The organism is Pseudogemmobacter humi, from assembly GCF_900609055.1.
Lineage (GTDB): Bacteria > Pseudomonadota > Alphaproteobacteria > Rhodobacterales > Rhodobacteraceae > Pseudogemmobacter > Pseudogemmobacter humi.
On record NZ_UXAW01000051.1, the window covers coordinates 154,388 to 180,567 of the forward strand.

General features: G+C 67.3%; 25 protein-coding genes. 8 read left to right on the forward strand and 17 right to left on the reverse strand.

All coding sequences use genetic code 11. The features are described from left to right. Positions 1 to 45: 45 nt before the first annotated feature. The 5 genes from XINFAN_RS06995 (at position 46) to XINFAN_RS07015 (ending at position 4,343) form a co-directional block, all read left to right on the forward strand. The gene (locus XINFAN_RS06995) at positions 46 to 759 is read left to right on the forward strand and encodes an ABC transporter ATP-binding protein (RefSeq protein WP_124085771.1); all 714 of its coding nucleotides are present in this window, start codon (positions 46 to 48) and stop codon (positions 757 to 759) included. 181 nt (positions 760 to 940) lie between these two features. Then, positions 941 to 1,789 (forward strand): cyclase family protein, encoded by an 849-nt coding sequence (locus XINFAN_RS07000; protein WP_124085772.1) that lies wholly within the window; start codon positions 941 to 943, stop codon positions 1,787 to 1,789. Positions 1,790 to 1,843: 54 nt separating this feature from the next. Beyond that, positions 1,844 to 2,383: a carboxymuconolactone decarboxylase family protein gene (locus tag XINFAN_RS07005; protein WP_124085773.1), complete on the forward strand. Its 540-nt coding sequence runs from the start codon at positions 1,844 to 1,846 to the stop codon at positions 2,381 to 2,383. After that, complete coding sequence (locus tag XINFAN_RS07010) at positions 2,380 to 3,327, forward strand: quinone oxidoreductase family protein (protein WP_160144555.1); 948 nt, start codon at positions 2,380 to 2,382, stop codon at positions 3,325 to 3,327. Before XINFAN_RS07005 ends, XINFAN_RS07010 begins: the two co-directional genes overlap by 4 nt. 68 nt (positions 3,328 to 3,395) lie before the next feature. Next, positions 3,396 to 4,343, forward strand: coding sequence for an XdhC family protein (locus XINFAN_RS07015; RefSeq protein WP_124085775.1), 948 nt, complete (start codon positions 3,396 to 3,398; stop codon positions 4,341 to 4,343). A gap of 19 nt (positions 4,344 to 4,362) precedes the next feature. Here the strand turns inward: XINFAN_RS07015 and XINFAN_RS07020 are convergent, their stop codons facing one another. Both XINFAN_RS07020 and XINFAN_RS07025 read right to left on the reverse strand, forming a co-directional pair. Then, a complete protein-coding gene (locus XINFAN_RS07020) occupies positions 4,363 to 5,310 on the reverse strand; it encodes a PDR/VanB family oxidoreductase (protein WP_124085776.1) in 948 nt (315 codons plus the stop codon). A 12-nt stretch (positions 5,311 to 5,322) separates the two neighbouring features. Further along, the gene (locus tag XINFAN_RS07025; RefSeq protein WP_124085777.1) at positions 5,323 to 6,312 is read right to left on the reverse strand and encodes a Rieske 2Fe-2S domain-containing protein; all 990 of its coding nucleotides are present in this window, start codon (positions 6,310 to 6,312) and stop codon (positions 5,323 to 5,325) included. A gap of 155 nt (positions 6,313 to 6,467) precedes the next feature. On the opposite strand from XINFAN_RS07025, the gene XINFAN_RS07030 reads away from it, so the two are divergent. Further along, positions 6,468 to 7,322 carry an AraC family transcriptional regulator gene (locus tag XINFAN_RS07030; RefSeq protein ID WP_124085778.1) on the forward strand — a complete coding sequence of 285 codons (855 nt, stop codon included), beginning with the start codon at positions 6,468 to 6,470 and terminating at the stop codon, positions 7,320 to 7,322. A gap of 724 nt (positions 7,323 to 8,046) precedes the next feature. On the opposite strand, the gene XINFAN_RS07035 is transcribed toward XINFAN_RS07030, so the two are convergent. The 15 genes from XINFAN_RS07035 to XINFAN_RS07105 all read right to left on the reverse strand — a co-directional run bounded on the left by XINFAN_RS07035 (position 8,047) and on the right by XINFAN_RS07105 (position 22,082). Continuing rightward, positions 8,047 to 8,757, reverse strand: coding sequence for a nucleotidyltransferase family protein (locus XINFAN_RS07035; RefSeq protein ID WP_199286378.1), 711 nt, complete (start codon positions 8,755 to 8,757; stop codon positions 8,047 to 8,049). A gap of 327 nt (positions 8,758 to 9,084) precedes the next feature. Continuing rightward, positions 9,085 to 9,711, reverse strand: a complete 627-nt coding sequence (locus XINFAN_RS07040; RefSeq protein WP_124085779.1) for a TetR/AcrR family transcriptional regulator — start codon at positions 9,709 to 9,711, stop codon at positions 9,085 to 9,087. Further along, a complete protein-coding gene (locus tag XINFAN_RS07045) occupies positions 9,708 to 10,478 on the reverse strand; it encodes a GntR family transcriptional regulator (protein WP_124085780.1) in 771 nt (256 codons plus the stop codon). The genes XINFAN_RS07040 and XINFAN_RS07045 overlap by 4 nt, the downstream gene beginning before the upstream one ends. Before the next feature lie 105 nt (positions 10,479 to 10,583). Continuing rightward, complete coding sequence (locus tag XINFAN_RS07050; protein WP_124085781.1) at positions 10,584 to 11,753, reverse strand: ABC transporter substrate-binding protein; 1,170 nt, start codon at positions 11,751 to 11,753, stop codon at positions 10,584 to 10,586. Positions 11,754 to 11,836: 83 nt separating this feature from the next. After that, on the reverse strand, positions 11,837 to 12,538 hold the full coding sequence (locus tag XINFAN_RS07055; RefSeq protein ID WP_124085782.1) for an ABC transporter ATP-binding protein: 702 nt from the start codon (positions 12,536 to 12,538) through the stop codon (positions 11,837 to 11,839). Continuing rightward, positions 12,538 to 13,302, reverse strand: coding sequence for an ABC transporter ATP-binding protein (locus XINFAN_RS07060; RefSeq protein WP_124085783.1), 765 nt, complete (start codon positions 13,300 to 13,302; stop codon positions 12,538 to 12,540). The genes XINFAN_RS07055 and XINFAN_RS07060 overlap by 1 nt, the downstream gene beginning before the upstream one ends. Then, positions 13,299 to 14,273: a branched-chain amino acid ABC transporter permease gene (locus tag XINFAN_RS07065; RefSeq protein WP_124085784.1), complete on the reverse strand. Its 975-nt coding sequence runs from the start codon at positions 14,271 to 14,273 to the stop codon at positions 13,299 to 13,301. The genes XINFAN_RS07060 and XINFAN_RS07065 overlap by 4 nt, the downstream gene beginning before the upstream one ends. Before the next feature lie 4 nt (positions 14,274 to 14,277). Beyond that, complete coding sequence (locus XINFAN_RS07070; protein ID WP_124085785.1) at positions 14,278 to 15,201, reverse strand: branched-chain amino acid ABC transporter permease; 924 nt, start codon at positions 15,199 to 15,201, stop codon at positions 14,278 to 14,280. Then, the gene (locus XINFAN_RS07075) at positions 15,198 to 15,635 is read right to left on the reverse strand and encodes a PaaI family thioesterase (RefSeq protein WP_124085786.1); all 438 of its coding nucleotides are present in this window, start codon (positions 15,633 to 15,635) and stop codon (positions 15,198 to 15,200) included. Before XINFAN_RS07075 ends, XINFAN_RS07070 begins: the two co-directional genes overlap by 4 nt. Further along, the gene (locus XINFAN_RS07080; RefSeq protein ID WP_124085787.1) at positions 15,632 to 16,642 is read right to left on the reverse strand and encodes an NADPH:quinone oxidoreductase family protein; all 1,011 of its coding nucleotides are present in this window, start codon (positions 16,640 to 16,642) and stop codon (positions 15,632 to 15,634) included. The genes XINFAN_RS07075 and XINFAN_RS07080 overlap by 4 nt, the downstream gene beginning before the upstream one ends. Positions 16,643 to 16,688: 46 nt before the next feature. Next, positions 16,689 to 18,290, reverse strand: a complete 1,602-nt coding sequence (locus XINFAN_RS07085; protein ID WP_124085788.1) for a class I adenylate-forming enzyme family protein — start codon at positions 18,288 to 18,290, stop codon at positions 16,689 to 16,691. Beyond that, positions 18,256 to 19,242: an alpha/beta fold hydrolase gene (locus XINFAN_RS07090; RefSeq protein WP_160144556.1), complete on the reverse strand. Its 987-nt coding sequence runs from the start codon at positions 19,240 to 19,242 to the stop codon at positions 18,256 to 18,258. The genes XINFAN_RS07085 and XINFAN_RS07090 overlap by 35 nt, the downstream gene beginning before the upstream one ends. A gap of 213 nt (positions 19,243 to 19,455) precedes the next feature. Continuing rightward, positions 19,456 to 20,649 carry an NAD(P)/FAD-dependent oxidoreductase gene (locus XINFAN_RS07095; protein ID WP_160144557.1) on the reverse strand — a complete coding sequence of 398 codons (1,194 nt, stop codon included), beginning with the start codon at positions 20,647 to 20,649 and terminating at the stop codon, positions 19,456 to 19,458. Then, a complete protein-coding gene (locus tag XINFAN_RS07100) occupies positions 20,649 to 20,834 on the reverse strand; it encodes a ferredoxin (RefSeq protein ID WP_124085791.1) in 186 nt (61 codons plus the stop codon). Before XINFAN_RS07100 ends, XINFAN_RS07095 begins: the two co-directional genes overlap by 1 nt. A 12-nt stretch (positions 20,835 to 20,846) precedes the next feature. Then, positions 20,847 to 22,082, reverse strand: a complete 1,236-nt coding sequence (locus tag XINFAN_RS07105) for a cytochrome P450 (protein WP_124085792.1) — start codon at positions 22,080 to 22,082, stop codon at positions 20,847 to 20,849. Between the two features lie 234 nt (positions 22,083 to 22,316). Here XINFAN_RS07105 and XINFAN_RS07110 point away from each other — a divergent pair, with 234 nt between their 5' ends. Together XINFAN_RS07110 and XINFAN_RS07115 are read left to right on the forward strand one after the other, a co-directional pair. Beyond that, positions 22,317 to 24,374, forward strand: coding sequence for a hydantoinase/oxoprolinase family protein (locus XINFAN_RS07110; RefSeq protein WP_124085793.1), 2,058 nt, complete (start codon positions 22,317 to 22,319; stop codon positions 24,372 to 24,374). Further along, on the forward strand, positions 24,367 to 26,070 hold the full coding sequence (locus XINFAN_RS07115; protein WP_124085794.1) for a hydantoinase B/oxoprolinase family protein: 1,704 nt from the start codon (positions 24,367 to 24,369) through the stop codon (positions 26,068 to 26,070). Before XINFAN_RS07110 ends, XINFAN_RS07115 begins: the two co-directional genes overlap by 8 nt. Positions 26,071 to 26,180 lie beyond the last annotated feature (110 nt).

A 26,180-nucleotide genomic window follows, 5' to 3' on the forward strand; every position in this document is an offset into this window, starting at 1 on the left:
GTTCCGGGGGCGGGGCCTTGCGTGCGCCCTACAGCGGAGACCAGGATGGCCCCCCTTCTGAAGATCGAAAATCTGACCGCCGGTTACGGCAAGCTCGCCGTGCTGCACGGGATTTCGCTGGACATCCGCGAGGGCGAGATGCTCTCGCTGATCGGTCCCAACGGGGCGGGCAAGACCTCGCTGACGCGGGCGATCATGCGGCAATGCGCGGTGATGTCGGGCCGGATCACCTTTGCGGGCCAGAACATCACCGCCATGCCCACCCATCGGGTGGCGGCGCTCGGCATCGGCTATGTGCCGCAGATGCGCAACGTCTTCCGCTCGCTGACGGTGCAGGAGAACCTGGAGATGAGCGCCTCGCTTCTGCCGCACGCCGGCCAGGCCGCGGCGATCGCGGAGGCTTACGCCCGGTTTCCCCGCCTGACCGAACGGCGCCGCCAGCATGCCAGCGCGCTGTCGGGAGGCGAGCGGCAGATGCTGGCGATCTCTTCGGCGCTGATGGCGAAGCCGCGGCTGCTGATCCTGGACGAGCCGGTCTCGGGCCTGTCGCCGGGCATGACCGACGAGGTGGCGAAGGGCATCGCCGAGATCAACCGCAGCGGTGTGACCGTGCTCTGGGTGGTGGAGGAGAACCCGCAGCAGATCATCGGCCTGTCGGACACGGTGGCGGTGATGGCGACCGGCACCATCCGTCTGCAACAGCCCGCTGCCGAAATGCTGCGCGCCGAGAATTTCCGCGAACTTTTCCTTGGGGTGTAGGGTTTTCATAAGAACAAAAATTTTGGGCAGAGAGGGTCAGGTAAGGCGATGAATTTACGTCAGTCGATGCAGTCATAGTAAAAAATCTTTCCGTAACAGAAAAATAATTTGCATATTATTAAATATAAGCATCAACTACAGTAAAAGACCTGCCGATCCGGCCCAAGCGAAGGAACCAGCGATGAAGATCACCGACATGACCCATCTGATGAACGCCCATACGCCGGGCTGGGTCGGCTATGCGGGCAACAAGATGTATTACGCGCAGAATCTGCAAACCAAGCAGATCGTGGCGCAGCGCATCGACGTGGCGCTGCATATGGGCACTCATATCGACGGCGCGATGCACGGCACCGACGGCATGGGCGACATGGCGTCTTATGCGATGGATTTCCTCGTTGGCCCGGGGGCGGTGGTCGATATCTCGCAGCATATGCATGACTGGGCGGTGATCACCCCCGAGATGATCGAATCCGCCCCGGTCGAGGTGAAAGACGGCGACATCCTGATCCTGCACACCGGCTGGCACCGCTACTGGGAAGGCAAGCCCGAGCAGGATCTGGTGCGCTATTTCTGTATGCACCCCGGCGGTAAGATCGAACTCCTGGAATGGATGCTCGACAAGAAGATCAAATGGTTCGGCATCGACGCCGGCTCGGGCGACCATGCGATGAACACCTCGATCCGCCACATGCGTCCCGATCTGGCGAAACGGTTCGAAGAGAAGATCGGCATGAGCTGCGACGAGTTCTTCGGCGACTACAGTTTCACCCATTCCAAATCGGGCCGCGAGGTGGTGGAGAACATCTTCCCGTTCCACAGCTATGCGTTCGACCGCGGCCTGATCCATGCCGAGAACATCGGCGGCGATATCGAGCTTTGCCTGAACAAGCGCGGCGTGATCGGCGCCTACCCTTGGCGCTACGACGGGCTGGAGGCCAGCCCCTGCCGCATCCTCCTGATGGAGGACATCGAGGAGAAGGTCGAGGCGGTCGGCAATGTCGCGAAAGCGATCTTCGAGCGCCGCTGACGGATCTTGCGCGGGCCGGGCAGGTCCGGCCCGCGTGACAGGAAAGGACGAGACATGCTGATCGGCGAAACCGATCCCGAAAAGATGCGGCCCGCGCAACGGGCGGCTTACGACCAGATCGCCTCGGGGCCGCGCGGCGGGGTGCCGTTTCCCTTCCTCGCCATGCTCGACGCGCCGCAGTTCGCGGCGGCGATCCAGGGCGTGGGCGAGGCGATCCGCTACCACGGCGTGCTGGACGACCGGCTGCGCGAGATCGCCATCCTGGCCGCCGCCGCCGCCTGGGGCTCGGGCTACGAATGGGCCTATCACGACGCCATCGCCGCCAGGCTGGGCATGACCCCGGACGAGCGCGGCGCCGTGCTCGACGGCAGCGCCCGCGGCCTTGCGCCGGCCGAGGCGCTTTGCGTGCGCTATATCCGCGCCGCCGTGCTGGAGCGCCGCGCCGATCAGGATCTGCTGGCCGGTCTGGTCGCTGCTCTGGGCCGCGAGGCCGCGACCGAGATCACCACCATCGCGGGCTATTACCCGCTGCTCGCGCTGTTTCTCAGCGCCGGGCAACTCGACAGCCCCCTGCCCGAAAGGATCGCCGCATGAGCGCCGGGATGAAAGCCGCCCTTCTGAACGCCGCCGGTGTGCCGGTCTTTGGCGAAACCGAGCGCCCCGGCGCGGATCAGCCCGGGGTGCCGGTCGCGGTCAGCCTGGCCGGGGTCAATCCGATCGACCTGTTCCTTGCCACCCAGCCCGGCGCCGGTTTCCCGCGCGTTCCGGGCGCCGAGGGGGTGGGGACGGTCAGTGGCGCACGGCATTACTTTGCCGCGGCGCCCGGGCGCTACGGTTCGATGGCGGAACAGGCGCTGGCCCAGGCGGACCGGCTTTATCCGGTGCCCGACGGTGTGGCGGACGAGATGGCGGTGACGCTGGGGATCGGCGGGCTGACGGCGTATCTGTCGCTTTCCGACAGCGCGAAACTGCAAAAAGGCGAGACGGTGCTGGTGCTGGGCGCCAGCGGCGTGGTCGGCGCGCTGGCGGTGCAGCTTGCGCGGCTGATGGGCGCGGGGCGGGTGGTTGCCGCCGCCCGCTCGGCCGGACGGCTGGCCGAACTGGAGGCGCAGGGCGCCGACGCCACGGTGCAGATCCAGGCGGACGACACGCCGCAGACCCTTGCCGCGCGGTTCCGCGAGGCGAGCCAGGGCAGGCTCGACGTGATCGTCGATCCGGTCTGGGGCACGCCGGCGCTGGCGGCGCTGATGGCGGCGACGCGGGGCGGGCGGCTGGTGCAGCTTGGCCATTCCGCCGGGCTTTCGGTGCCGCTGGCGCCCGCCTTCATGCGCGGCACCGCGGCGGCGATCCTCGGCTATTCCTCTTCCATCGCCGCGCCCGACACCCGCGCCGCCGCCTACAGCGCGCTTTGCGCCCATGCGCTGGCGGGCGATCTGCGCCAGGCGGCCGAGGTCATGCCGCTTTCCGCCGTGGCCGCGGCCTGGGAACGTCAGGCGGCGTCTCCGCATGCGAAGCTGTGCCTCGACGTGAGGCGCTGAAGGAAACGCTTCCCTTGTCTGGCGTCAGGGGCGAGGCTGGCTCATTCCCTGGCGCGACGGAGGCCGGAATGACGCAGACGACCCGGGTTCAGACGGAAAGGCGCGGGATGGCGGAACGGATCGACCATGCGGTGCTGCGGGCCTCGGACCTGCCGCTGGCGCAGATCGCCGATCCCGCCGCCATCGCGCTGATCCGCCGGACCGAGGGGCCGTCCTACCGCCCGGTCGGCGCCGCGATGGTGTTCGGGCGCGACGGCGGCGTGGCGGGGCATCTGTCCTCGGGCTGTATCGACGCGGACATCGCGCTGCATGCGCGCGAGGTGATCGGGGGCGGCGCCGCGCGTGAGCTGCGCTATGGCGCCGGATCGCCGTTTCCCGATCTGGTGCTGCCCTGCGGCGGCGGGCTGGATGTGCGGATTATGCCGGTGGCGCGCGCGCCGGTCGCCGCGCTGCGCGAGCGGATCGCGGCGCGCATGCCTGCCGATCTCTGGATCTCGGCCGGGAGGATCGGCACCGACCCCTTTCCGGGCGCCGATTTCCGCCTGCGCATCCTGCCTGACATCCGCTTCATCGTCTTCGGCAAGGGGCCCGAAGCGGTGGCCTTCAGCCGGATGACCGCAGGCGCGGGCTATGAGACCTTCCTGTCCTCGCCCGATGACGAGACCCTCGCCCTGGCCGGAGAGGAGGGGATCCGGCCGCTGCCGTTTCCCTTCGGGGCCGGGCCGGCGGCGCTGCCCGCCGACCGCCATACCGCGGTGACGCTGTTCTTCCACGATCACGACCACGAACCCGGGATCCTGCTGGGCGCGCTGGCAAGCGAGGCGTTCTACATCGGCGCCCAGGGCAGCCGCCGCACCGCCGCGCAGCGGCTCGGGCGGCTGCGGGCCATGGGGGTGGACGAGGCCGGGCTCGCGCGGCTGCGCGGGCCGATGGGGCTGATCCCCTCGACCCGCGATCCGCGGATGCTGGCGATTTCGGTGCTGGCAGAGGTTCTGGCCGAGGCCGCGGCAACCTGAGCGCCGCGGCCGCGAGGCGTCACAGATCGACGGTCAGCCGCTCTCCTTTGGCGCGCGAGCAGCACAGCACGATGTTCGATGCCTTCTCGCCCGGCATCAGCACCGCGTCGCGATGATCAACCTCGCCCTCGATCACCCGGGTGATGCAGGTGCCGCAGGTGCCTTCGGTGCAGCTGTAATCGACATCGACCCCCTGGCGCAGCAGAGCTTCGAGCGGGGTTTCGGCGGCGCCGACCGCGACCTCGCGCCGGCTGCGGGCGAGGATCAGGGTAAAGGGCTGGTCGCCCTCGGCATGGGCTTCGGCCGCATTGGCGAAAAACTCGAAATGCAACTGGTTTTCGGGCCATGAGGCGGCGGCGCGGCGCACCGCCTCCATCAGCGGCGCGGGGCCGCAGCAATGGATATGCGCCGCGGGATCGGCCCCGGACAAGAGCCCGGCCAGATCGTAAAAGCCCGCCGCCTCATCGTCGAAATGCAGGACCAGGCCCGCTCCGGCCAGATCGCGCAAGGTGTCGAGGAAGGCGGCCTCTTTGCGGCTGCGGGCAAGGAACACCAGCCGGAACGGCCGCCGGTCCCGGGCCAGCCGGTGGGCCATGGCGACGATCGGCGTTACCCCGATGCCCCCGGCGATCAGCAGCACCGGCGCGGGCGCGGGGGCCAGCGGGAAATGGTTCGCGGGCGGGCGCGAGCGCAGCACCTGGCCAGGCACCAGCCCGTGCATCTCGCGCGAGCCGCCGCGCCCTTCGGCCTCGCGCTTCACCGCCACGACATAGCGGCCGTGCTCGTCGGGATTATTGCAGAGCGAATACTGCCGCTCGATCCCCGAGGGCAGCATGAGCGACAGATGCGCCCCGGGTTCAAACGGCGGCAGCGGGCCCTGACCGGGGCCCGCGCGGAACTCGAAGAGGCTTATCCCTTCCGCCGCCGGGGTGACGGCGGCGAGGGTCAGCGAAAGAAGCTCTGCCATTCCCGCGCTCCCTTACGGCATGTAGGCCGCGGGCAGGTTCAGCTCGCGCAGCATCCGCCGGTAAAGGATCGCATGCTGATCGGGCAGGCGGATGTGCAGCTCTTCCGAGACATCCATCGGGATCTGCTCGGGGCGCTGCGTCTCGACGATGACCTGATCCTGCCCCATCACCACCCCGAATCCGCCGGTGAATTCGGAATCGGCGCGGTCGAGCGAATGGTTGCGGGTGACCATCACATGGATGCGGGTCTCGTTCTCGTCCACCGGAGTGGCGAAGAAGGACAAAAGCGTCACGTCGCCCGAGCTGCCCTCGCCGGAATCCGACCAGGTTTTCCCGCCTGCGGGATTGGTCACCCGCTTGCGGTCGTGCACGATGAAGGGAAACTCCACCACATATTCGCGCAGCAGATGCCCGTCGTCATAGGCATAGGTGAAGCCTCGCTCGTTGCGCTCGACCTCGTAGGGTTTGATGATCGGCCCGTCGGCCAGTTCGGTGTAGCCCATATGGACGAAGTTGAAATGCGAGAAGTCCATCGCATTCTCCACCACGCGCCCGGCCGAGGTCTTCCAGTCGTAGTGATCGACATAGACCTGGCGCCAGATCGCCTCGTCCTCGTAATCCGAGAGGAAATCGGGGAAGGGCGTGCTGCCGTCGCCGAGGCAGATCCAGACCATCCCGTAAGCCGCGCGGGTGGGATAGGTGATGGCGCGGGCCTTCGCCGGGATCGGCGCGCCCGGCGGCAAAGCGGGGATATGGGTGCAGGCGCCCGAGGCGGAATATTTCCAGCCGTGATAGGGGCATTTGATCTCGCCGTTCTCGATGGTGCCGCCCGACAGCGCCGCGCCGCGATGGATGCAGAGATCCTTCATCGCGACCGGCCGGCCCTCGGGGCCTTTCCACAGGACGAGTTGCTCGCCCAGCAGTTTCAGGCGCGTCGGCCCGTCGCCAAGGGCGCCAAGGGGCGCGACGGGATACCAGTAGGGGCGAAGCATATCGAGCATCTGGCTGACTCCATGGATATGAGGCTTGCTTGCGCGGGCACGGGGGGCGTGCCGCGGGTCGGGGGGAACCGTCGGAAAAGGGATATGATGGATTCAGCCTATCGCCATGTCCGATCACTCGTATATAGTGAGAACCGGACAATCGGTTGTGAAACATGGCAGGACAGACGCCCGACCCCCCGCCCGAGGGCAGAATCGACGGCGACGAGCCTCGTCCGCTGTCGTTCCGCACCGAGGTCTATCGCGGCGGCACCGCCTTTCCGCGCAAGATCCAGCCCTGGGGCGAATTGCTCTACGCCCTGTCCGGGGTCTGCGAGATCGAGGTCGAGGGGCGGCGCTTCCTCTCGCCGCCGTCCTACGGGATCTGGATCCCGCCCGGCACCGCGCATGAGGCCTGGAGCCGCGAGGACATGCTCTATGTCACCACCTATGTCTCGGCCGAACTGTGCGAAAGCCTGCCGCGCTCGGTGCGCACGCTGGCGCTCAGCCCGCTTCTGAAGGCGGTTCTGGCGGATTTCGCCGGGCGCGGCATCACCGTGCCGCAAACCGCGCCCGACCGGCGGCTGGCGCGGGTGCTGGTCGATCAGATCGCGCTGGCGCCGCAGTTCGACAGCTATCTGCCCTTCACCGCCGACCGGCTGCTGGCGGGGATCGTCGACAGCCTGTCGGCCGATCCGGGCAACCGGCTGTCGCTGGCGGAATGGGCGCGCCGCACGGGGGTGACGGAGCGGACACTGTCACGCCGCTGGCAAAGCGCCTTCGGCATTTCGTTCAACGAGTGGCGCCTGCGGCTGAAGCTGGTGCGCGCGCTTTCCCTGCTCGACGCGGGCGAGAAAGTGCAGAGCGTGGCGCGGTCGCTGGGCTATGGCGATGCCTCGGCTTTCATCGCGATGTTTCGCCGCATGACCGGCGCCAGCCCCACCACTTTGCCGCAAAGCGCCGCGCGCAAACCCGGAGAGGCCGGGCCGCAGATCACCCGTGGCCGCGCGGGGTGCCCCGGCGGCGGGTGATATCTCACGGCAGTATATCTTTGTGCCCAGGCGGCAGAGGGGCAGGGGTGGCGGGGCCGGATGCACGGGATGCGATGGCAGAGCGTTGCCGGGTTCCGCCCGCCCGTCCGCCGGTCCGGTTCCCGGCATATGCGGGCCGCCGGAATGGCGAAGGCGCCAGCCTGCATGCCGCGCATTCGGATATCGCTCGCGCGCGGCCCCGTTCCGGTCGACACCACCGACCGCGATGCGGATGCCTTAGGAATTGCCCGTGGGAAAGGCATGGCCCGGCCTGCCGGGGCAGGGGCCGAATGCGGATCCGGTCTCCAGGTGTATCGAAAGCGGCTGTTTTTCCGGCCTCTGATTGAGCACGATCTGTCTGGCTCTGACGTGCAGAGCTTGCAGATATATTCTCAAGGGGTGAGGCTATTCGGCGTCTCGGGTCTGCGGGCAAAGTTTCAGGCTGCGTTGAAGCCGGTCGGATGCGGGCGGCAGCCGTTTTCCCGGCCTTTTCGACCAGCCGGTTGAAGGCGAACCCGCAGGTGCCGTCGCAGGCGCCGATGCAGGTCAGATGCGGGATCGGGGTTACGGGGCGCTACGGCCGCCCTCCGGAGGCAGCGTGTGACGCCGGAGGGCGAAGATCATCGTCTCCTCTGTCCTGGTCCCCGGATCCCCGGGCGTCTCGCGCTTGCGCCGCTTCGTCACGGTCCTGGGGCCGGTTGCCCCGGCGGGCCGCTTTCGGGGCTCAGCCTTTCAGAACGCCCCCGGCCCGGGTCACGGCCTCCGCCGTGTCGACATCGAGAAGCGCCGCCGGGCCGATCTCCACATCCAGGACCGGCAGGTCCGAGCGCCGGATAAGATCCCGCGCGCCGTTGTCGCCGGTCAGCCGCCGCATTCCTTCGCAGAGTGCCCTTGGGATGATGACGGGATTGCCCGGCTGGCCGTCATGGCTGGCACGCAGCACAGCGGCGCGGTCATGGCGGCGGAACATCTCTGCCATCTGCTTCACATGGTCCGGGGTGATGCCCGGCATATCGGCAAGCATCACCAGCACGCCATCCTGCTGCGAGAGGCCGGGATCTGAGAACCCGCAGGCAAGGGAGCTCCCTATGCCCGAGGCATAGCCGGGATTGAAGACCAGCCGGATATCCAGTCCTCCGAGCGCGGCCCCGATCTCCTGGTGCCGGTGTCCGGTTACGGCCAGAACCGGCGAGACATCCGCCGACAGCAGGGTTTGCGCGGCCCGCCGCACCAGAGGGGTGCCATCAAACTCGGCCAGCAGTTTATGGTATCCGCTCGGGGCCATCCGGCGTGCTGCACCGGCTGCGAGCAGTATGGCCCCGAGAGAAGGCCCGGGCATCGGCATGGCTCTGTCCGTCTGCAATGCGGTGGGTATCCGCGTTTCGTCACTCCCCGGCGCAGGATTGTCCTGGCCGGGCCTGTCACGTGCGATCATTATGCCCCGGGAGATGGAAAGGACAACGAGGCATCGGATAACAGCGCCCGGCTTTACGGCCGTTGCCCGCGAGTAGCTGTCCGGCACCTGCCGCGTTCGGCGCTTGTCTTCCGGCCAGCGTCATCCGGCGCTCGCTGATCCGGTCACCCGTCGGTCTGTGCCAGTGTCACCGGACTCCGCCGATCCGTGGAGATGTTGCGGGGATGCGGCATGTCCCCCGCCGCGCAGAACACCGGCGGCTGGTCCGGCGACGGGGGGCCGGCACGGGATGGGTTGACGCCCGTCTCTTGCCGTCTTGCGAAAAGGGCCCGGCCCGGAGGCGATGGTTCAGGCGGGCGCGCCGCCCACGCCCTGGACCAGCATGTCCCAGAAGGCATCGCCGATCTGGCCGGGGCGCAAAGCGCCTTCCTCGCGATACCAGAAATAGGCCCAGCCGGTCATGCCGTCCAGCGCGAGCATCAGCAGATGGGTGTCGATATCGGCACGGATCAGACCGGCGGATTTGGCCTCGTCGATCAGTTGCCGCACGCCTTCGCGGTAACGCTCGGCCGCCGAGGCGAGGCGGGCGAAGCCTGCCGAACTGAGGATCGCGCGTTCCTGCCAGGTGACGGTGAACAGATCCTGATACTGCGCCACCACCTCAAGCCGGCTGCGCATGAAGGCCCGCATCCGCGCGGCCGGATCGCCCGGGGCGCGGCGGCTGTCCTCAAGCTGGCGCAGCAGCAGTTCGCTGGTGATGCCGACGATGGCGAGAAGCAGCGCCTCTTTGCCGGGCCAGTGGTGATAGAGGCCGGGTTTCGACAGGCCCACGGCCTGGGCGACCTCGGTCATCGAGACGGCGTTGAAGCCGCGTTTGCGAAACAGCGCGGCGGCGGCGTCGATCACCCGGCGGCGCGGCCCGCCTTCCAGGTATTCCTCAAGGCCGATGACGGTCTCGCCCGCGATGCCGGTCATGACACCGGATCCGCCCCGGCCGCGCCGAAGTTTTGCACGAAGGCCTCCAGCTCGGCCCGCTGGGTCAGGAAGCGCACGGTCCGGTCCGAGAACAGTTTGATATGGCGGCGGCTGAGTTCGTGCAGCTTGCCGCCTTCGCCGCGGTGGATCAGGTCGATCATCTCGACGTGTTCGTTATAGACCTGCATGTAATAGCCCTCGAAATCCTCGCGGTTGCGGCTGGCGCTCTGGAACATCAGATAGCTCAGCCGGATGCTGAAATTCAGCATCGTCTCGTAGAATTCCGACAGGAAGGAATTGCGGGCGGCGCGCGCGATGGCCAGGTGGAAATCGTGGTTCAGCTCGGCCATGGTCTTGTGGTCGTTCTGCTCGCCCGCGCGGCGATAGGCTTCGTTGATCTCTTCCAGCCCGGCGATATCCTCGGGGCTGTGCCGCGCGGCGGCGAGTTGCAGCACCGCCGCCTGTTGCAGGTCGAGCGCCTCGAAGATCAGCGGCACGTCGTCGAAGCTGACCGTTTCGACGTAATGGCCGCGATTGGGCGAGAATTTCACCAGCCGGTCGGCCTGAAGCCGGATCAGCGCCTCGCGGATCGGGGTGCGCGAGACGCCGAAGCGTTTCTCCAGCAGGGTTTCCTCAAGATACTGGCCGGGTTTCAGCGCAAGGGTCAGGATCTCGCCGCGCAGGGTGCTGTAGACGGCCTGCGTGGCCTGGCCCTTCGGCCTGCCCCGCTTCGAGCGCGTGCCGTCACCCTGTTCGGAAAGTCCCATATCCGGCCGTTCCTTCTTGTGCCCCTCCGGCAAGTCCTAGTCCCTCTGTTCCGGGTAATCCAGCCCCGTGGCCGGGGATATCCCCCCGGCCACGGGTCGTCGGGATCATTCCAGACCGCAGTCGCCCGCGAAGGAATCCACCATCTTCTCGACGATCAGCGCCTCGCGCTTCACCGCCAGCGCGCCGGCCTCGTCGTCTTGCGAGACCTTTGCGAGATACATCGAATGGATCGGATGCTGGTTGTTGTTGAAAGCGAAATCGCCGCGCACCGACTGGAAGCTGGCGGCTTTGATCGCCTTGCGCAGCGCGTCCTTGTCTTCGATCCCGCCGGCGGCGGTCACCGCGCCGTCGACCAGCCGCACCGCGTCATAGGCCATGGCGGCGAAGTTCGACGGCAGGGTGCCGTATTTCGCGCGGTAAGCCGTGACGAATTCCTGGTTCGCCGCATTGTCGAGGTCATAGGTCCACTGATCGACCGAATAGACCCCGTCCGCCGCCGCGCCGATCGCATCGAGCGACACGCCGTTGAACACGGTGAAGATGGTATACAGATCGGCCTGGGATTTCAGCCCGGCCTGGTCGTATTGCTTGACGAACTGCACGCCCAGACCGCCGGGCATGAAGGCCAGCACCGCCTCGGGCGCGCGCGACTTGATCTCGGTCATCTCGGCCGAGAAGTCGTTCTGCTCCAGCGAGGTGTAGATCTCGGACACGATCTCGCCCTTGAAGGTGCGCTTGAATCCGTCGACCACATCCTTGCCGGCCTGGTAGTTCGGCACCACGACGAAGACCTTCGAGATGCCCTTGTCGTTCAGATAGAGGCCGAGCGCCTCGGACGGCTGGTCGTTCTGGAACGGCACCGCGAAGTAGTTCTCGTTGCAGCTTTTGCCGGCCAGATCGGCGGGGGCGGGGTTCGGCGAGATCAGGATCGTGCCCGAGCGCACCACCGGCGTATGCACCGCCATCATCACGTTGGAATAGCTGGGGCCGATGATGAAATCGACCTTCTCGGAACGGGTCAGCTTTTCGGCGGCGGTCTTGCCGACATCGGGTTTGCGCTGATCGTCCTCGTAGACGAAACGGGCGTCGAGGCCACCCAGCTTGCCGCCCGAGATTTCCAGCGCCAGATCGGCGCCCTTCTGCATCTCGGTCCCGAGCACCGCGCCCGAGCCCGAGAGCGAGAAGATCAGCCCGACATCCACCGTCTCGTCGGCCATGGCGGAGCCTGCCGACATCGCGGCCAGAAGCCCGAGCGATGTGAGTGTTTTGCGCATTTCAGTTATCCCTGTTGTGGTTCGTATCGGTGGTTCTTTTTGTGCCGTCCGGGGGTTCCGCCCGGCCGGCTGCGGCCCGGCCCCTAGACGCCGAGCAGCCGCATCGCTTCGCCCTCGGGCTGTGCCAGCCCTTCGGAATCTCCGGTCCAGACGCATTCGCCCTTGCGGATGATGTTGTGCCGGTCGCCCAGTTTGCACAGCGGCTTCAGGCTCTTGTCGATCACGAGGATGGTGTAGTGCTCTTCCTTCAGCCGCTTCAGCGCGGCCCAGATCTCGCGCCGGATCACCGGGGCAAGGCCCTCGGTCGCCTCGTCGAGGATCAGGAAGCGCGGCCGGGTCATCAGCGCGCGGCCGATGGCCAGCATCTGCTGCTCGCCCCCCGACAAAAGGTTGGCGTAAGAGCGTTTGCGCTCTTCCAGCCGGGGGAACAGCTCGAAAATCTGCTGCACCGCGGCGGCGCGGGCCTTCGCGGTCACGTCGCGCGAGGTGGCGACGAGGTTCTCCACCACGGTCAGCGTGGGAAAGACCTGCCGCCCCTCGGGCACCAGCGCCACCCCCATCCGGGCGATCTGATGCGCCGGAAGCCCGTTGATCCGCCGCCCGTTCAGCACGATGTCGCCGGTGATCCGGCTGGTCAGGCCGAAGATCGTGCGCACGGTGGTGGTCTTGCCCATGCCGTTCTTGCCCAGAAGCGTCGAGACCGAACCCGAGGGCAGGTCGAGGTCGAGGCCGAACAGCACCGGGCTCTGGCCGTATCCGGCCGAAACCTTGTCGAAGATCAGCATCAGAAGTCGTCCTCTTCCGAAAGATAGGCGGCCTGGACCTCGGGCGAGGCGCGGATCTCGTCGGGCTTGCCGTTGGCAAGGACGGTGCCGTTCACCATCACCGTGATTTCGTCCGAAAGCTGGAACACCGCATCCATGTCGTGCTCGATCAGAAGGATCGGGATGCGGCCCCTGATCCCCTCGTTGATCGTGCGCACCAGCGCTTCGGCGTCGGAAGTGGACAGGCCCGCGAGCGGCTCGTCCAAGAGCAGCACCTCCGGCCCCGAGGCCAGCGCCATGGCGATCTCAAGCCTGCGGCGGTCGCCATGCGACAGCGAGGCGGGCTTTTCCCCGGCCTTGTCGCGCAGGGCGAAGCGGTTCAGGAAATCCTCGACCTCGGCGGCATGGCGGGCCTTGTCGCGGCGGCGGAATATGTCCAGCGCGGAAAGCGAGGGCTGATCGCGGGCGACGAGGCTGAGAAGCAGGTTCTCGCGCAGGCTGAGGCCCTGGAAGAGGGCTGTCAGCTGATAGGTGCGGGTCAGGCCAAGGCGGGCGCGGCGAAGCGCGCTCAGCCCGCTGATGTCGCGCCCGTTCAGGCTGACGGTGCCCTGGTTCGGGCGCCGCTCGCCCGAGAGCACGCTGACCAGCGTGGTCTTGCCCGCGCCGTTCGGCCCGATCAGGGCATGCACGCTGCCCGGGGCCAGCGAAAGGTTCACCTCGTTAAGCGCGAGGATCCCGCCGAAACGGACGGTGATCCCCCGCATGTCGAGCGCCGGATGGGTCATTTTGCACCTCCGCCGGTCTGCGGCCGCAGCCTGCGGCCCAGACTGTCGAACAGTCCGGCGAGGCCCTGGTGGAAGAACAGCACGATCAGGATCAGGAGCGGCCCGAACAGGATCGGCCAGTGGCTGGTGACCGAGGCGAGGTAATGCTCGACCACCACGAAGACCAGCGCGCCCCAGACCGGGCCGGTCCTGGTGCCGACGCCGCCGAGGATCACCACCGCCAGCAGCTCGCCCGAGCGCTGCCAGTTGGAATAGCCCGGCGTCGCGAATTCGCTCTGGTTCGCCAGCAAGAGCCCCGCCAGCCCGCAGACGGCGCCCGCGATGACGAAGGCGGTCAGCCGCGTGCCCATCACATCGAAGCCGAGGGCATTGGCGCGCTGGCCGTTCTCGCGCACGGCGACGAGGCGGCGGCCGAAGTCCGAGCGCACCACCACATCGACCAGCCAGATCAGCACCAGTGCCGAGACCGCGATGAAACCGTAGAACTGCCAGGGATCGAAGGCGTCATAGCCGGGCCAGAGCGCGCTGCGCTCGTAGATCACCATGCCGTCGTCGCCGCCGAAGGCCGAGGACGACTGCGCCAGGTAGTAAAGGATCTGCGCCAGCGCCAGCGTGATCATGATGAAATGCACGCCCGAGGTGCGCAAAGCGATCATCCCGATCAGGAAGGCCGCGAAGCCCGAGGTCAGCACCACCACCGGCAGCTGAAGCCATAGCGAGGGATAGCCCGCATTGGCCAGCAGCCCCGTCGCATAGGCGCCGATCCCCAGATAGACCGCATGGCCGAAGCTGACCATGCCGCCATAGCCGAGGATCAGGTTCAGGCTGCTCGCGGCCACGGCGAAGATCAGGAACCGCTCGAAGATCGAGAGGATATAGGGGTCGTCGCTGATCAGGGCGCCGAGCGGGCCGAGCCCCGCGGCAAGGGCCAGGATCAGCAAAACCGGAAGGGCGGAATCGCGCGTCATCATGGGATCAGCTCCGCTTTTGCATGGGCAGAAGGCCCTCGGGGCGGAAGAAAAGGATCAGCGCCATCAGGATATAGACCAGCATCGACGCCAGCGCCGGACCCGCCTCGCTGGCAACCCGGGGCGAGAAGAAGGCCGAGAGGAAATCGCGCAGGAAGGCGCGGCCCATGGTGTCGATCAGCCCGACCATCACCGCCGCGAGCAGCGCGCCCTTGATCGAGCCGAGCCCGCCGATCACCACCACCACGAAGGAGAGGATCAGCACCGTCTCGCCCATTCCCGGCTGCACCGAAAGAAGCGGCCCCGCCAGCGCCCCCGCCAGCCCGGCAAGGAAGGCGCCGAAGGCGAAGACCATGGTGAACAACAGGCTGATGTTCACGCCCATCACCGAGACGATGGTGCGGTTGGTCGCGCCCGCGCGCACCCGCATGCCGACCCGGGTCTCCTTGACCAGCCAGAACAAGAGCGCCGCCACCGCGATGCCCACCGCGATCACCAGCAGCCGGTAGAGCGGGTAAGAGATCCCGAAGGGCAGGGCGACGAGGCCCGACAGTTCGCCGGGCAGGCCCGAGAAGACCGGCGAGGCGCCCCAGACGATGCTGACGGATTCGTTCGCGACCAGGATCAGCCCGTAAGTCACCAGCACATGATCGAGATGGCTGCGGTCGTAAAGGCGCCGCACCAGCAGCACCTCGAACAACAGGCCGATCAGGCAGACCGCCAGCCCCGCCAGCCCCACGGCGAACAGGAAGCTGCCGGTCAGCCCCTGGAACAGCACCGCGAAATAGGCGCCCAGCATGAACAAGGAGCCATGGCTGAGGTTGATGAAATCCATGACGCCGAAGATCAGCGTCAGTCCGGCGGCGATCAGAAACAGCAGAACGCCAAGCTGAAGGCCGTTCAGCAACTGTTCAAGGATCAGGGCGGTCATGCCGGTTCCTTTCGGGCGGAGTGGGGGGCGGTTCTCGCGAACTGCCCGGTGGCGAAGGCGATCAGCCGGCCGCCCTGGAAGGCCTGGCCGCTGATTGTGGCAAGGCTGCGCCCCGCCCGCAGGATCTGCGGCACGATCGTCAGCGGCAGATCCGACGCGCCGGGCAGAAGGAATTTCAGATCGAGCGAGACGGTGACGGCTTCGCCCGACAGCCCCGCCTTCGCGGCCTCGTAAAGCGCCACGTCGAACAGGGCCGAAAGCGCGCCGCCATGCAGGAAACCGCCGGGGTTCAGCGCATCCGGCCCGGGTTCCAGCCGCAGCACGATCTGCGTGCCTTCCCCCGCGACCGAGACCGGCCCCAGCGAGGCCAGCAGCCGGTCGTCGCCGCGGAACGGCCGGAACTCCAACCGGGAGAAATCCGGCGCTGCGCTCATGCGCGGGCGCCGGTTTCGACGACCAGCTTGCCGGTCACTTTGCGGTCGAGAATGTCCTGCAACCCCTGCATCAGCCGGTCGAAGGGCAGAACGGCGGTGACATTGGCCCGGGCCTTGCCCTCGGCCAGAAGGCTCAGCCACCAGGCGGTGCCCTCGCGCAGCCGGTCCAGCGCCTCGTCGAAATGGATGTCGAGCGGCGCGCCCATCACGGTCAGGTTGTTGTAGAGCAGATAGTTGGCCTTCGCCGCCGGGATCTCGCCCGAGGCGAAGCCGACCACCACCAGCCGCCCGGCAAAGCCGAGCGCGCGCAGACCGGCCTGGAACATGGTGCCGCCCACGGTGTCGATGACCACATCGGCGCCGCGGTCGTCGCCCCAGGCGGTGCGGACCTGGGCTTTGAAAGCGTTCTTCAGCGGCTCTTCGGCGCGGTCGGTGATGATCAGCGCCTGCTGCGCGCCCGAGCGGCGCACCAGTTCGGCCTTTTCCTCCGACGAGACGATGCCGACGACATGCGCACCCAGATTGGCGGCAAGCTGCACCGCGGCGGCGCCCACGCCGCCTGCGGCACCCGTCACCACCACCCGGTCGCCCGCCTTGACCCCGGCGCGGATCGCCACCGCGACATAAGCGGTGTTGAACACCGTCATCGCGCCCGCGGCATCGACCGGGGACACCGCCGCCGGACGGGCGAAGACGCGGTTTTCCGGCGCCAGAACGCGGTCGGCGAAGGCGCCCGAGAAGACCTGGGCCACCACCTTGTCGCCGGGGGCGAAACCCTTCACCCCGTCGCCCACCGCCAGCACCGTGCCTGCGCAGTCGCGGCCCGGCACGAAGGGCGGCTCGGGGCGCTTCTGATACTTGCCCTGCACCATCAGCGCATCGGGATAGTTCAGCCCGATGGCCTCGTTCAGGATCAGGATCTCGCCCGGGCCGGGCTGCGGATCGGGCAGATCCTTCGCGGCATGGCTCAGCGGCGGGCCATAGGTTTCAAGCAGGTATCCGTGCATGGGTCGTCTCTTGCTGAAAAGGGGTTTCGTCGTGGCCCGCCGGGCCTCAGTCGAGGCCGAGCTTCTTGCGGATATCGGCGATCAGGACCGGCTTGATGATTTTGCGCGTCGGCGTCATCGGCATGGCGTCGATGATCTCCAGCCGCTCGGGCCAGCGCATCTTGGCCACCTTGCGCCCGGCAAGATAGGTGCAGAGCCCGGCAAGGCTCAGTTCCGTGCCGGGCCGCAGCACGACATAGGCGCAGAGCCTTTCGCCGAGAACCTCGTCGGGCATCGGCACCACCGCCGACTGCACGATGGCCTCATGCGCGTCGAGGATGCTTTCGATGTCGGACGGGTTGATCTTGATGCCGCCGCGGTTGATCACATCCTTCACCCGGCCGGTGATCATGATGTTTCCGTCAGCGTCGAGCGAGGCGATATCGCCGGTGCGGAACCAGCCGTCCGGGGTAAAGGCGGTCTGGTTCGCCTCATGCTCGCCGACGTAACGCTCCAGCACCGAATAGCCGGAGAGCTGCATCTCGCCCTCTTCGCCCGCGGGCAGCACCTCGCCGGTGTCTCGGCTGACGATCCTGACCGACAGGCCGCGCGCCAGTTTCCCCACGGTGCCGTGGCGGATGGCGGGGGGTGAGGCGGGGTCGGTCTGGGTGCTCAGCGTGGTCTCGGTCATGCCGAACAGGCAGCCGACGCGGCCGTTCGGGAGCTTCGCCTCGAACTGCGCCGCGACCTCGGGCGGGCAGATCGCGCCGCCGACGATCACGTCGCGCACCGTATCGGCCGGACGGCGGTCCATCGCGCCGCTTTTGAGCGTCGCGGCCAGATGGGCCGGGGCCGAGTAGATCACCGTGGGGCGCATGTCGAACAGGTATTCGGCATAGACCTCGGGCGAGAACAGCGGGATCGGCACGATGGTCGCGCCGGAATGGATCGCATTCCCGGCGCAGGACAGGCCGAAGACATGGGTCAGCGGCGGCGCGATCATCACCCGGTCGTCACGGGTCATATGCAGCATATCGGCGAAGATCGCGGCGTTGCGGGCAAAGCAGCGCTGGCTGCGCAGCACCGCCTTGGGCGCCGCCGAGGTGCCCGAGGTGAAGCACATCGCGGCGTCGCAATCGGAATCGGGCCGCGGCGGCAGAGCGCCCTGGCGGTGGTTTTCGATCAGCGCGGCAAAGGAAACCTGGCCCGGCCCGGCCTCGCCTACCACGATCACATGTTCCAGCGCCGGAATATCGGCGGCCAGCGCGCTCATGGTGGCGGGGGCGTCGTATTTGCCCACCTGCGCCGTGACCACCGCGCGCGGCGCGGCGAAGGACATCAGCGGACGCAGTTCTTCCTGGCGGTAAGGCATGTGCAGCGTGGTCAGCACGCAGCCGGTCAGCTTGCAGGCGATATAGGTGGTGACGAATTCCGGGGTCGAGGGCAACTGGATCGCCACCCGGTCGCCGGTCTTCAGCCCGAGCGAGACGAAGCCGCGCGCCAGAGCCTCGGCCCCGGCCAGCAGCCCGGCGTAGGTCAGGGCCCCATGATCGCTGGTTTCGACGGCCATCGCCCCGGGCGTGGTGTCGGCCCAGTAACGCAGGGCGTCCAGAATGGTGTCGAATTCCCGAAGATCAGATCCCGATGGCACTTCCGCGAGTTGATTCATCCCTGGTTTCCCTGTTGGTATCCGCAGCCTCTCTGCTCCGGGCCGTTTCGGCCTCCTGCGCAAAAGCGGCGACCTGCCGCGCGCAGAACTCCGGTTTCTGAAGCTGCATGAAGTGATTGGTGCCTGGGCAGGTGACCGCCCGGAACCCGAATTGCCCGGCCATTTCCTGACCGAAGCGTGTCAGAAGCGGCATGTCGTGCACCGCCACATCGCCGAGGATCACCTGCACCGGCACGGTGATGCGGGCGAAATCGTGCCAGTGCCCCGAGAGCATTCCGGCGGTGTCGAAATTCGAGGCCTCGTGTTCGGGGCGGCAGGCAAGCTCCCATCCCGCGCCGGTGTCGCGCAAGGTGGCGCGGGCAAGCTGAAGGATCGCTTCCGGCGGGATCCCCGCGAAGGTGCTGGCGCGGGCGAAAGAGCGCGCCAGTTCCTCGGGCGTTTCAAAGCTGCGGCGGCGTCCGGCGGCGCGTTCCGCCAGCCCGTGCTGGATGATGTTGAACTCGGCGACCAGCCCGGGTTCGGTCGCGGGCGCGATCGGCGGCTCGAACAGGGTCAGCGAGGCCCAGGGCCGCGGCGTTTTCGTCTGCGCGACCAGCGTGCAGGCCGAGCTCATCGAATGGAAGGCGCCATGGGTCTCGCGCGGGCCGAAGCCCTCGGCGATGGCGTCGAAGATCTCGGGGATATCGGCGATATAGCGCGGCCAGGGCATGTCGGCCTGCGGCACGCTGGCGTTTTCGCCGTGGCTGCGCAGATCGAAGGCCACGACCTCGAAGTCCTGCATCAGCGCGCGTCCGAAGTCCTGGAATCCGTCGGCGGCAAGGCCGTTGCCGTGCGACAGCACCACGCGCCGTCCCCGTGCGGGGCCCCAGCGACGCACCGAAACCTCGGCGCCGTCCGACAGTTTCACCGTCAGGCGCTGGGTCACTTCGGGCTGCCGGGCAATGCGGTTCACGTCTTTACGCCTTCCGATAGAGAGGTTTCCGGTGGGTATGGATTCATTTTATACACAGTGTATCCTTTATCGCAACCGTGTTGTGATCTTTCCCGCTGCCCGAAAGAAATTTTACGAAAAATGCGCGGGCCATGGGCGGCCCGCGCATTTCTTGTGCATCATCTGCATGATTTATGCGGGATTTTCCCGCATCGGCGCCGGGTGCGAAAGGGGTCAGAGGCCGGTCGCGCGCTGGCGGATCGCCGCGCCGAGATCACGGCGGTAGCCCGCGATTCTCGCCGGCATGTTCACCGAAAGCACGCCGGTCACCCCCGCATCGTCGCGGTATTCGGCCACGAACTTGCGTGATTCGAGGTCTCCGGCCACCACTTCGATCCGGTCATCGACCTTCGGGCGGCCAAGGGCCTGGATCTTGTAGCTGTACTGATCCGACCAGAACGAAGGGAGCGGCAGATAGGGCTCCGGTGCGTCCGAGATCAGCGCGAGCGCGGCGGCCGCGCCCTGCTCGAAGGCGTTGGTCCAGTGCTCCATCCGCATCACCTCGGCGCCGTAGCCCAGATGCGGCCAGGCCGCCACATCGCCCGCCGCCGCGATCTTTCCGCCCCCGTTCGCGGCCAGACAGGCGGCATCGCAGACCACGCCGTTTTGCAGCACCAGCCCCGAATCGCGCAGCCAGGCCGTGGCGGGGGCCGAGCCGACGCCGACCAGCACCAGATCGGCCGGAATCACCTCGCCGCCCGCCAGTTCGACGCCCGTCACCTTGCCCTCGCCCCGGAAGGCCGCCACCGCGGCCTCCATGCGGAAGGAAACGCCCTGCTCTTCGTGGATGGTGCGGAACAGCCCGGCCATTTCCGGCCCCATCACCCGGTTCATCGGCCAGGCCAGCCGGTCGACGATGGTGACATTCAGCCCCATCTGCCGGGCGCTGGCCGCCACCTCGCAGCCGATGAAACCGGCGCCGAGGATCACCAGCGATCTGCCGGGCGTCAGCGCGCCGCGCAGCTTCACCGCATGGGCGAAGTCGCGCAGCACATGCACGCCGTCCAGATCGCGGCCGGGGATCTGCGGCATGATCGGCGAGACGCCGGTGGCGATCAGCAGCCGGTCGTAAACCAGCGCCGTTCCGTTGGCGAGCGTGACCCGTTGCGCGGCGATGTCCAGCCCGGTCGCCGCCGCGCCCAGATGCCAGTCCACGCCCAGATCATCGGCCAGCGGGAACGAGACCTCTTCGATCGCCTGTTCGCCGGTCAGAATCTTCTTCGACAGGGGCGGGCGGTTGTAGGGCAGCCGGTCCTCGTCGCCGACCACCGAGATCCGGCCCTTGTAGCCCGCCGCGCGCAGGGCCTCGGCCCCGCGCAGACCGGCAAGCGAGGCGCCCACCACCACGAAATGCTGGTCTTCCGGCATCATTCGACCTTGATCGCAAGCTGCGGGCAGGCCTTGGCAGCGCGTTCGACCCGGGCGCGGTGTTCCTCGTCCACCTCTTCGCTGTAGACGAGGTCGTCGCCCTCGAAGCGGAACTCCTTCGGCGCGATGAACACGCATTGGCCGTGGAATTCGCACAGGCTCATATCGACGTGAATCTTGACCATGGCGCGTCTCCCTTACTGGCGTTGGTCGAATGCGATGGGAAGCCGGGCGAAGCCGCGCACCCCGAAGATGCCGGCGCGCCCGGGCGGATCGCCGGGCACGAGGCGGATGTTTTCCAGCCGGTCGAGCAGCGCGGTGACCGCGATCACCGCCTCGCGCCGGGCGATGGTCTGGCCGACGCAGGCATGGCGCCCGCGACCGAAGGTCAGGTGCAGCGTCTCGGTATTGTCGCGCTCCAGATCGAAATGCTCGCCGTCCCGGTAGAATTTCTCGTCGCGGTTGGCCGAGCCGAAATTCAGCATCAGCTTGGACCCGGCGGGGATTTCCTTGCCGCCGATCACCTCGTCTTGCAGGGTGATGCGATACATCGCCTGAAGCGGGGGCTCGAACCGCAGGCATTCCTCGACTGCGGCGGGGATCTTGTCGGGATCGGCACGCAGCGCGGCCTCCAGCCCGTCCTGGGTGGCAAGCTGGTAAATCAGATTGCCCAGGAGGCTGATGGTGCTTTCATTGCCGCCCACGAGGATCTGCGAGCAGATATTGACGATCTCGGCATCGTTCAGCGCCTCGGCCCCGTCCACGCCGTTGGTCAGCCGCGACAGAAAATCGGTGCCGTCGCCCCCGCGCCGCGCCGCCACCCGGTCCAGGATGAAGCTCTCGAAAGCGAGCGTGTCCTCGGCGGCCTGGATCACCACCGATTCGGGGACATGGCCGCTGAGTGCGGCGAAGAAATTGTCCGACCAGCCCTTGAGCGTGGGGATCATCTCTTCCGGCGCGTCGAAGATGGTCGCGACCAGCGCCATCGGCAGCGGGATCGCATACTGGCTGATCGCTTCGCAGTGGCCCTTGCCGATGAAGGCGTCGATGAACTGATTCACCCGGCCCTCGATGCTGGGGCCGAATTCGCGCAGCATCCGCGCGGGAGACAGCGCATTCTGGATCGCCTTGCGGTGGCGTTGATGCGCCTCGCCATCAGCGAGAATCAGCGTGCGCTGGCGCGGCAGGGCGCGCGACTTCGCCAGCGTTTCCAGCGCCGCCGGGCAGTTGCGATAGGCGTTCGCGCTGGACAGCGACTCGCGCGAGGTGAAGCGCGTGGGGTTGCTCAGCACATAGTCGCAATCCTCGTAACGGCTGAGCACCCAGATGTTCTGGTCCGGCATGAAGCGCACCGGATCCTCGGTCCGCAACTGGCGGTAGGTGTGATAGGGGCAGGCGCGCGCCGCCTCGCTGAGTAGGGAAATTTCCGTCATCTCACCCTGCTTTCCTTGCAAGCTGTGCGACACCTGGCCGCATTTACTGGCTTATCTAAGCCGACCGACCAGTCGGTCTGTATTTCTTTAGAAACAGGAAATCCGAATCGTCAAGCGATTTCGTCGCACCTGTTCCGGCCTGCTTCGGGCCGGGCCCGAAATTTCTCCTTGTTTTTATACACCGTGTATTTTATCAGTCAACGCAACGGATCAGGACTCACTCGGGGACAGAGCATGGAGCACTGGATTGTCGGCTGCGATGTCGGCGGCACCTTCACCGATTTCTGCGCGCGCGAGACGGCCAGCGGCCGGACCGTCATTCACAAGCGGCCCTCCACCCCGGACGATCCGTCGCGGGCGGTGTTGAACGGGCTGCGCGAACTGGCCGAGCTGCACAGTATCGACCCGGCCAGCATCGGCCGTTTCGCGCATGGCACCACGGTTGCCACCAATGCGCTGTTGCAGCGCAAGGGCGCGAATGTGGCGGTCATCACCACCAAAGGCTTCCGCGATCTGCTGGAGATCGGCCGTCAGGCCCGTCCGCTGATCTACGATCTGCAAGCCGACGCCCCGGCGCCGCTGGCCGCGCGCCAGTTCCGCTTCGAGATCGACGAGCGAATCGGCCCGGCCGGCGAGGTCATCCGCCCGCTGACCGACGAGGCCGTCGCTGCCGTGATCGAAGAGATCCGCGCCCGTCCGGGGATCGAGGCGGTGGCGATCTGCCTGATCTTCTCGTTCATCAACCCGGATCACGAGCAGCGCATCGCCGCCGCGATCCGCGCGGCGCTGCCCGGTGTCTTCGTCTCGGTCTCGTCCGACGTGCAGCCCGAGTTCCGCGAGTTCGAGCGCTTCTCGACCACGCTGATCAACGCCTTCCTGCAACCCGAGGTCAGCAGCTACATGGCCCGGCTTGAGGCCGAGGTGAAGACCGTCGCCCCCGAGGCCGAATTCGGCATCTTCCAGTCTTCGGGCGGGCTGATGTCGGTGCAGCGCGCGGGCGAATTCCCGGTGCGCACCGCGCTGTCCGGCCCCGCCGCGGGCGCGGTCGGCGCCGCAGGGTCGGGCACCAGTTCGGGGATCGGCGATGTGATCACGCTCGACATCGGCGGCACCAGCACCGATGTCTGCCTGATCCGCGACGGCAAGACCGCCATGGCCAGCACCCGCGACATCTCGGGCTTCCGCATCCGGCTGCCGATGGTCGATATCCACACCGTGGGCGCGGGCGGCGGCTCGATCGCCCGGATCGGCGCCGACGGGCTGATGAAGGTCGGCCCGCAAAGCGCGGGCGCGGTTCCCGGCCCGGCCTGCTACGCCAAGGGCGGCACGCTGCCCACCGTCTCGGACGCGAACGTAATTCTCGGCCGCCTGCCGACCCAGCTTGCCGGCGGCGGGCTGACCATCGACCGCGATCTGGCGGTGAAGGCGGTCACGCCGGTCGCAGAACAGCTCGGCGTTTCGCTGGAAGAGGCGGCGCTCGGCATCATCGGCATCGCCAATGCCAATATGACCCGGGCGATCCGCGTGGTTTCCATCGAAAAGGGCTACGATCCGCGTCTTTTCACGCTGATGCCCTTCGGCGGCGCGGGCGGGCTGCATGCCGCCGATGTCGCGAAATCTTTGGGCATGACCCGGATCATCGTGCCGCGCGCGCCCGGTATCCTCTGCGCCGAGGGGCTGATCCTCGCCGATCTCCAGGAGGATTTCGTCGCCAACTGCCGCGCCATCGTGCAGGAGGACGACATGCCGCGCCTGCGCAGCGAGGTGGATGCGCTGGTCGCCCGGGCGAAGGACTGGCTCGCCGACGAGGCCGAAGGGTCCGGCGCGCAGAACCTGAGCCTCAGCTTCGACATGCGCTATTTCGGCCAGAACTACGAACTGTCGGTGGCGCTGGCCAGCGGCGAGCGCGATCTGGTCTGCCCGGATGCGGCGGCGCTGAAAGAGGCGTTCCTGGAAGAATACCGCCGCAGCTACGGCCATTGCGACCCGGACGGCACGGTCGAGACCGTCAACATCCGCCTGCGCGCCACCGCGCAGCTGACCCAGGGCGAGACCGGCGGCCCCACCGCCGGCGGCCAGCCCGAGGCCTTCGAGCGCGTGCCGGTCTGGTTCGACCTTTCCGGCGCGCTGGATACTCCGATGTATGCCCGCGGCACGCTGCCCGCAGGCACCGCTCTGACCGGCCCGGCGATCATCACCCAGCTCGACAGCACCACCGTGGTGCCGCCGGGCGCCACGGTCCGCGTCGATGACGCCTTCAACATGATCATGGAGCTTGCCGCCAATGACTAAGGCCGAGATTGACCCGATCAGCCTGGAGATCGCCTGGAACGGGCTGAAATCCATCGCCGACGAATGCTTCATCACCATCATGCGCAGCGCGTTCTCCTCGAACGTGAAAGAGCGCCACGACCATTCCACCGCCATCGCCGACGCCAAAGGGCGGCTGGTGGTGCAGGCGGAAATGTCGCTGCCGGTCCACCTCGCCTCGATGGGCGGCATGATGCGCGTGCTGATCGACCGTTATGGCGACGATATCGGTCCGGGCGACATCTTCATCGCCAACGATCCCCATGTCGCGGGCGGCACCCATCTGCCCGACATCAACATGGCCGCGCCGGTGTTCGACGGCGAGCGGCTGGTCGGCTTCGTCGCCAATATCATCCACCACGCCGATGTGGGGGGTGCGGCGGTGGGCTCGATGTCCGGCGGTCTCGACGAGATCTACAAGGAAGGGCTGCGCATCCCGGTGATGCGGCTCTACCGCCGGGGCGCCTGCGACGAGGATCTGCTGAAGCTGCTGCTGCTGAACATGCGTCTGCCCGACGAGCGGCGCGGCGATCTGAACGCGCAGATCGCGGCCTGCCGCCTGGGCGATGCCCGGTTGCGCGACCTGCTGAAGACCCATGGCGCCGACCGGATGGAGACCATCTTCGACGCCGTGATCGAGCGCACCGAGATGCGGATGCGCAAGGCCATCGCCTCGCTCCCTGACGGAACCTATCGGTTCGAGGACATGATGGACGACGACGGCGCGGGCACCAGCGATATCCGCATCGTCCTTGCCATCGTCAAATCCGGAGAAGAGATCACCTTCGACTTCACCGGCACCGATCCTCAGGTGAAGGGCAATTTCAACCTGACCTGGAACGCGACGCAATCGGCGATCTGCTATTCGCTCAAGGCGCTGCTCGATGCGGGCATCCCGACCAACCAGGGCATCTTCGACGCGATCAAAATCGTCGCGCCGCCCGGCAGTTTCGTGAACTGCGTGGCGCCCGCCGCGGTGGCGATGCGGGCGAACTCGTGTCAGCGGGTGGTGGATTGCGTCCTTGGCGCGCTGGCGCCGGTGGTGCCGGGCCAGGTGGTGGCGGCGGCGAACGGCGCAAATACCTCGGCGGTGTTCACCGGCACCGATCCGGCGACCGGGCGGATGTATGTCTATCTGGAGACGCTGGGCGGCGGCATGGGCGCGCGGTTCTCGCGCGACGGCAAGGACGGGGTGCAGGTCCATATCACCAACACCTCAAACCTGCCGGTCGAGGCGATCGAGCTGGAATATCCGCTGCGCGTCGAGGAATATTCGCTGATCCCCGACACCGGCGGCGCGGGTCGCCAGCGCGGCGGCATGGGCATCCGCCGGGTGATCCGCCCGGTCGGCCATACCTGCGAGTTCAACGGCGTGGGCGAGCGGTTCCGCCACCAGCCCTGGGGCATCTTCGGCGGCGAGGCGGGCGCGAGCGGCCGGTTCTACCTGGAAACGCCCGACGGACGGCAACTGCCGCTTTCCTCGAAAGCGACCGGCGTGCCGCTGCGCGAGGATACCCGCGCGGTGATCGAGACCCCCGGCGCCGGTGGCTACGGCAAGCCCGAGGAACGCCCGCTGGACGCGATCGGCAGCGATCTCGAAGCCGGGAAGATCTCGGCGCAATGTGCGGGCGAACAATATCCCCAGTGGACTCCGCAGCGGATGGCCGCCGCGGGCTGACCTTCCGGCCGCCTCCAGGGGCGGCCGGCGATGCTCCCCCGACTGCGCGCCCGTAATCCGGGCGCGTTTTTTTGCCGTGCGTGGCTGGCGGGCGGCGGAACCCCCGGCGA